At 61.7% G+C, this 5,389-nt stretch carries 5 protein-coding genes and 1 pseudogene; 5 read left to right on the top strand and 1 reads right to left on the bottom strand.

Annotated features, from left to right (window positions below; translation table 11 throughout):
• The 3 genes and pseudogenes from P792_RS23565 to P792_RS38210 all read left to right on the top strand — a co-directional run.
• The coding region (locus tag P792_RS23565) for a transcriptional regulator (RefSeq protein ID WP_161630807.1) at window positions 1-377 on the top strand (377 nt) is incomplete at its 5' end.
• Window positions 374-949 (top strand): annotated as a pseudogene (locus tag P792_RS39595) (DUF1173 family protein); the annotation flags it as partial. The gene P792_RS23565 and the pseudogene P792_RS39595, both read left to right, overlap by 4 nt.
• 69 nt (window positions 950-1,018) lie before the next feature.
• A complete protein-coding gene (locus tag P792_RS38210) occupies window positions 1,019-1,750 on the top strand; it encodes a DUF1173 family protein (protein ID WP_023977736.1) in 732 nt (243 codons plus the stop codon).
• 11 nt (window positions 1,751-1,761) lie between these two features.
• On the opposite strand, the gene P792_RS23555 is transcribed toward P792_RS38210, so the two are convergent.
• Window positions 1,762-2,352 (bottom strand): hypothetical protein, encoded by a 591-nt coding sequence (locus tag P792_RS23555; protein ID WP_152530137.1) that lies wholly within the window; start codon window positions 2,350-2,352, stop codon window positions 1,762-1,764.
• Window positions 2,353-2,569: 217 nt separating this feature from the next.
• Between P792_RS23555 and P792_RS23550 the strand changes: the two genes are divergently transcribed.
• Window positions 2,570-4,555 carry an ATP-dependent helicase gene (locus tag P792_RS23550; RefSeq protein WP_023977734.1) on the top strand — a complete coding sequence of 662 codons (1,986 nt, stop codon included), beginning with the start codon at window positions 2,570-2,572 and terminating at the stop codon, window positions 4,553-4,555.
• Between the two features lie 425 nt (window positions 4,556-4,980).
• Complete coding sequence (locus P792_RS23540; RefSeq protein WP_152530136.1) at window positions 4,981-5,373, top strand: hypothetical protein; 393 nt, start codon at window positions 4,981-4,983, stop codon at window positions 5,371-5,373.
• Window positions 5,374-5,389 lie beyond the last annotated feature (16 nt).

The following is a 5,389-nucleotide window of genomic DNA, read 5'->3' as shown; positions in this document are numbered from 1 at the left end:
GGCGGAATGGCGTTGGTGAACCACCCCAGTCTTTCATGGAGTGGCTGGACGCCCTGCACGCACTTCACCAGCGCTATGCGACCCCACTTTCACGTAATGTGCCCCTTTCGAGCAACCGCTCACCAATGAATGCCTACGCAGTCAGTCGTGCGCTCATAACCCTCGGCTGGTCGGAACGTCGTCTCGCCGAGCATCTTGGCTATCACCGAACTGAGTTGAGACGTCTGCTGGAAGGTGGCGGCAAGCTGGGCGCACGGCCCTCCCGCTGGCTTGAAATGCTTGAGAACGGACACCGTGATCTGCCACGACCCGCGATCTCCCCTATGTCCAGACGCCCTGACATGAACACTGGCCTCACGATGGAGACGGTCCGATGAACGCATGGATCACGTTCCCCCACGCATTGCGCGACCGACGTCCTCGCCGCGCTAATCTTGACTGGGACCACGATCCCGCCAGAGCACCCCAATGGCAGGCTCTCCTGTCGCAGGCGCATGGCGATCATGCTCACCGGCCGCATTGCGATTGCTGGGCGAATGGAGCGCCACTGCAGCTTGTCGTTCGCTCACGCGAAGTGCGGGAAAACGGGAACAGGGTACTGCGCTATCATCTGGCTCGCATGCCCGAGAGCGGGACCCTTCATCGTGCGAACTGTCCCTTTCACGAACCCGATATCCGCCGGGATGGACGATTCGGATACGAACAAGGTGTCATCACTCCATTGCCGGACGGCAACCTTAGGATTGCACTGGAAGGTGGCGTGATCATCCGTGGTGTAGCCGGCGAGGCTGCGGAGCTCGCTCAGCGACAAGTCCCGCGTGGTGCCCGGCCGGGGGATCGGCAACGCCAGATGAGCCTGCTCGGTCTTCTCCATCTCCTTTGGGAGCAATCCGGCCTGACGAACTGGCGGCCGCAAGAGAGGCGACGACGCTGGTCCTGGGGGACCATTCGCCAGGCGCTCGAGCACAGTGCAGCGACAATCGTCTCAGGGGGCGCCACACTCGATCGGAGCCTTGCCATGATCGGATATAATGATGAGGCAGGCCTGCCGGCCTTCGAGCAGATCCGAACCTGTGCCCAAAGCGAACGACGCGTCCTGCTTTGCGGGATCGTCGATGCAATCGACATTGAGGCGGGGCGTACCGCCGACCCGGCGAAGCCCCAGCAGCGCGCTCATGGCCCGCGTATCCGCCTAAGGTTTGATGGCGCCCGTGCCTTCAACCTGCATCTCATGGGACCGCCCCAGATGGCAGAGGCGCTGGGAACGCAATTCCCATGGGCGTGGCGCATTCTGCAGCAAGCCAGAGCCGAGCGGGGCAATGCCCAGGTGATCGGCTTGGTGACGGCGCAGCTCAGACCTACGCCTGACGGTCGTGCCACGACAGGGTGGATCGAACGCGTCGCCCTGATGGAAGTCGGGCCGTCCTACGTGCCTGTCGCAAGCAGCCATGAGCTGGCTTTGTTGACCCGCCTGCAGGAAGAGCGCCGTATCTTCCGCAAGCCTTTGCGCTTCGACAGGACGACACAGCTTGTCCATCCCGATTTCGAATTGCTCGACACGAGAGATCCCCGCGGAACACCCATGGAAGTCTATGGCCTCGATACCGAAGAATACAGGGCGCGTCGCGACGTCAAGGAGGCACATTATCGAGACGTCTACGGTGTCGGTAACTGGTGGAGCTGGAATGCTGCTCTGCGTGAGGCCATGCCAGCACTGCCCCTGGCTCAGGAGCGCATCATCACGGGGTGATTGAAGATGGCTTACTTCGTGCCACCCTTTGGGCTGGGTCTGGTTTTGGGGGCGCTTCTGGATGACTTCTTCCGCTTTGCCGCAGGAAATGGATCATTGGCAACCCTTGCGTACCAGTCATGGACGGCACGATAGCGACCCAGCATCTCGATCCCCGCCGCCCAGCTATGGACAACCAGACCGGCGAGCCGGAAATCGGCTTCCTCCACACGAGGATCGGGTGCTTCGAACCGGCCTTTCGCCGTAATCGCATCGACTGCCTGGCGTGTCAGATAGGCCAGCTCGTCATGCGCGCGCTGCGCTTCGCCCAGCATCCTGAAGACCTGGTTGACCCCGTCCGCAAAGAGCGGATCGGGCTCCAGGTCGAAATCGACAGCATGAGGATCCGTATCGGGTTCCGCACGGTGCAGTCGCGCCATTTCGTCCTTGTAGGAGATCTGGAAAATCGTGGCGCGCGTGACCCGTTTCTGACCAAAGCGGTATTGTAACGACCGTATCGCCCGGTCCTCCGGCAGCGCACGACGCAGATTGTCGATCGTCGGGGCATACTGGCGCTCGAACGGAAAGCGCAGGACATCCCTGCTTTCAAAACCGCCCCGCATGATGAACGCCACTCCTTGTCTGTCCCGCTCGCCGTTTCCGTCGGCGGCCGCCTGCAGATCATAGGATTTTCAAACAGCCACCCGCAAGGGTCGCGTGATCGGGGAAACCGGGCTGGAGAAAAAATGCCCCAACTGCGAAAAACAATGAAAGCACTCTGGAGAAAGTCCTGCGACTCTCGGGCCGAAAGCTTAGCCCTTGTCGATCGGACCGCATGCCATGACAGACACCGCCCATCCCGTTTTCAGCACCCTCACCGCCGATCAGTATCGCGCGGCGCGTCAGGAGGGGGCGGTCGTCGTGCTTGCCGGTGCGGGCACCGGCAAGACCTCGACCCTCGTCGCCGGAATCTGCGATCGTATCGAGCGCCGCCACATGCCACCCCATCGACTTCTGGCCGTGACCTTCACCAACAAGGCTGCGCGGGAAATGCGCGAGCGCATCGCTCTGGCTTTGGACTACGACCGAACCCCGAAATGGGTGGGCACGTTCCACGCCCATGCCTGCCGCATGCTGCGTCGCGATCCGGGTATCGCCAGTCTGCGGCCCCGGTTCGACATTCTGACGACGGATGATTCCCTACGGATCCTGCGGCGACTGATGAAGGCAGAGATGCGGTCGAATGGGCCAGAGACCGTTGACGATGCCACCGCCGACCTGCTGCGCAAGCGCGCCAGGCGTCTCATTCACCACATCAGTGGCCTCAAGGATCGCCTTGTCCTCCCCGAAGAAGCATGGGCGCACAGGCCAGCACGTCCGGTAGCCGAGATGACGGAGGAGGACTGGATCCTGTGTGAGGCGATACGCCTCTACCCGATCTATCAGGAGGCCCTGCGCAGGGCCAACGCCGCCGATTTCGGCGATCTCCTCCTCTACCCGACCCGGGCCATGATGAGCGATGAGACCTATCGGCGCGAATGGGCCAGTCGCTTCGACGCTGTCATGGTGGATGAATTCCAGGACGTGAACCTGGCCCAGTATCGCTGGCTCCGGCTGCTGTCTCAGGACCATGGCGAATTCTTCGGAGTCGGCGACGATGCGCAGAGCATCTACGGCTGGCGGGGCGCCGATATCGGCTATATCCGTAACTTTCTGGCGGCCTTCCCAGGCGGTCGGATGATCGCGCTCGAGCGCAATTTTCGCAGCACCGGCGTCATTCTCGAAGCTGCCAACGCTATCATCGCTCTCGATCCCGACCGGCTTCCCAAGACCCTCTATACCGAAGCCGGAGCGGGGCAGCCGATCGAGATCCTCGCCTGCAAGGACGGGGCCAATGAGGCGCTGCGTCTCGCCCGTGAAATCGGACGACGGGCGGCAGAAGGCGTGGCATGGCACGATATGGCGGTGCTTTACCGGTTCAATTTCCTGTCCCGCGTGATCGAGGAGCAGCTCCTTGCACACCGTATTCCCTATGTCCTGGTCGGCGATACGGGATTCTGGCAGCGTGGCGCGGTCCGTGACGGTCTGGCCTATCTGCGTCTCATGGAAAGCGCGGAGTCACGTCAGTCGGATGAGGCCTTCCGACGCGTCGTAAACCTGCCTGCGCGGGGTGTCGGCGCCAAAACACTCGCGCGCATCGAGCAGGCTGCCGAAGAGCAGGGCGTTTCTCTCTTCGTCGCAGCCGAACAGATGCAGGGGCAGGGAAGTGCCATGGCCCGGCTGCATGCCTTTCTGGCCACCATCCGCGCCGTGGCCCTGGGTGAGGATCTCATGCTGGGCGAGCGCATCGAGATGCTTCTGCAGCGTGTGGGATATAGCGACATGCTGCGCAGGCTTGGAGAGGAAGGCCTCGATCCTCTGCAGAACCTTCATGAACTGATCTCGATTGCGGGTAACTTTGCGACCAGTGAAGCCTTGTTCGATCATGCCGCCCTCGGCGCGGGCGCTCCCGGGGACGGGCTGGACGGCCGGGTGCGGCTCATGACCATTCACGGCGCCAAAGGACTGGAATTTCGCCATGTCTTTCTCGTGGGATGGGAGAACACGCTGTTCCCGCAATTCAGCGAGGGGAAAGACGCCAATGAAGAACGTCGCCTGGCCTATGTCGCGCTGACGCGCGCGAGAGAGCGTGTCACCATCAGCTGGGCCATCAAGCGCGGCAATCGCTGGAACGAAGCCTCCTGCTTTATCGACGAAATCCCGACGCCCTGCATGATCGAGGGCTCGTTGCGTCAGGCGGGCGGAAACGGAGAGGGACCCCGGTAATGTCGGAGACGCAGCATACCTTCCTTAATCGCGATGCAGCGTCCGAATGCCGGGATGGACCACGCAGGACGCTGAAAACATATTCCAGCTGGGCGCATGATTGCGCATTCTGTCGCCAGGGGGCGTGTTTCGGGTTCGCCGATCGCCGTTATGGCACGGTCTGGACGTGCATGGCCCATCGTGATCAGGGGCGTGCCCAAACAAAGCGATGACAGGCGACTTACCCACAGATTCCGGGGATGAAGCTGTGGATCTTCACGATACGTTCCTGCACAGCCACGCACCAGAGCCCAAAAAATCGATCCGACCTCAAATTTCATGCATGCTCTCTGGATCGCAAGCTGTCTTCCTGAACCTGAAACACTGCATGCACCCGGATCGCCACGGTCGAATGCTGTGACATCCGTGTTTGAAGGGAGCCCATCATGAGGCATCGTGCCGTTCATCAGTCCAGACGCGTCCGGCCGCGCCTGAGAGCGAAAGCCTTAGATCGCCCCTCGCTGCATGAGGTGGCGCTCGGAGCGCTCATGCAGCTGGTGACGATCGAGGGCAAGCCAGAGAAGTTTGCTTCGCTCGAGGCCTATCGTGCGCATAAGGCGACCCATCGAGACATCGAGACCCATGCCATGGCTCTTCTCAGACGCTACGGATCATTACTGGTAGGCGAGCTGCATGGCACAGACGGGCTCGCCGCTCTGCGGGCCAGGGCGAAAGCCCTTGGCGGATCGAAATCCTTTTCTCGTAATCCTGTGGCTCAGGGTGTTGTGCAGGCGGCGCTCTCAAAGGCATGGGACGGTCTGGCAGGATGGCAGGCCTGACATGACACGCAGGGCA

Origin of the sequence: Asaia sp. SF2.1 (assembly GCF_000505765.1) — a bacterium.
In the GTDB taxonomy this organism is placed as follows: domain Bacteria; phylum Pseudomonadota; class Alphaproteobacteria; order Acetobacterales; family Acetobacteraceae; genus Asaia; species Asaia bogorensis.
Note: the sequence above shows the minus strand (reverse complement) of the source record. Positions and strands in the feature narration are given on the sequence as shown.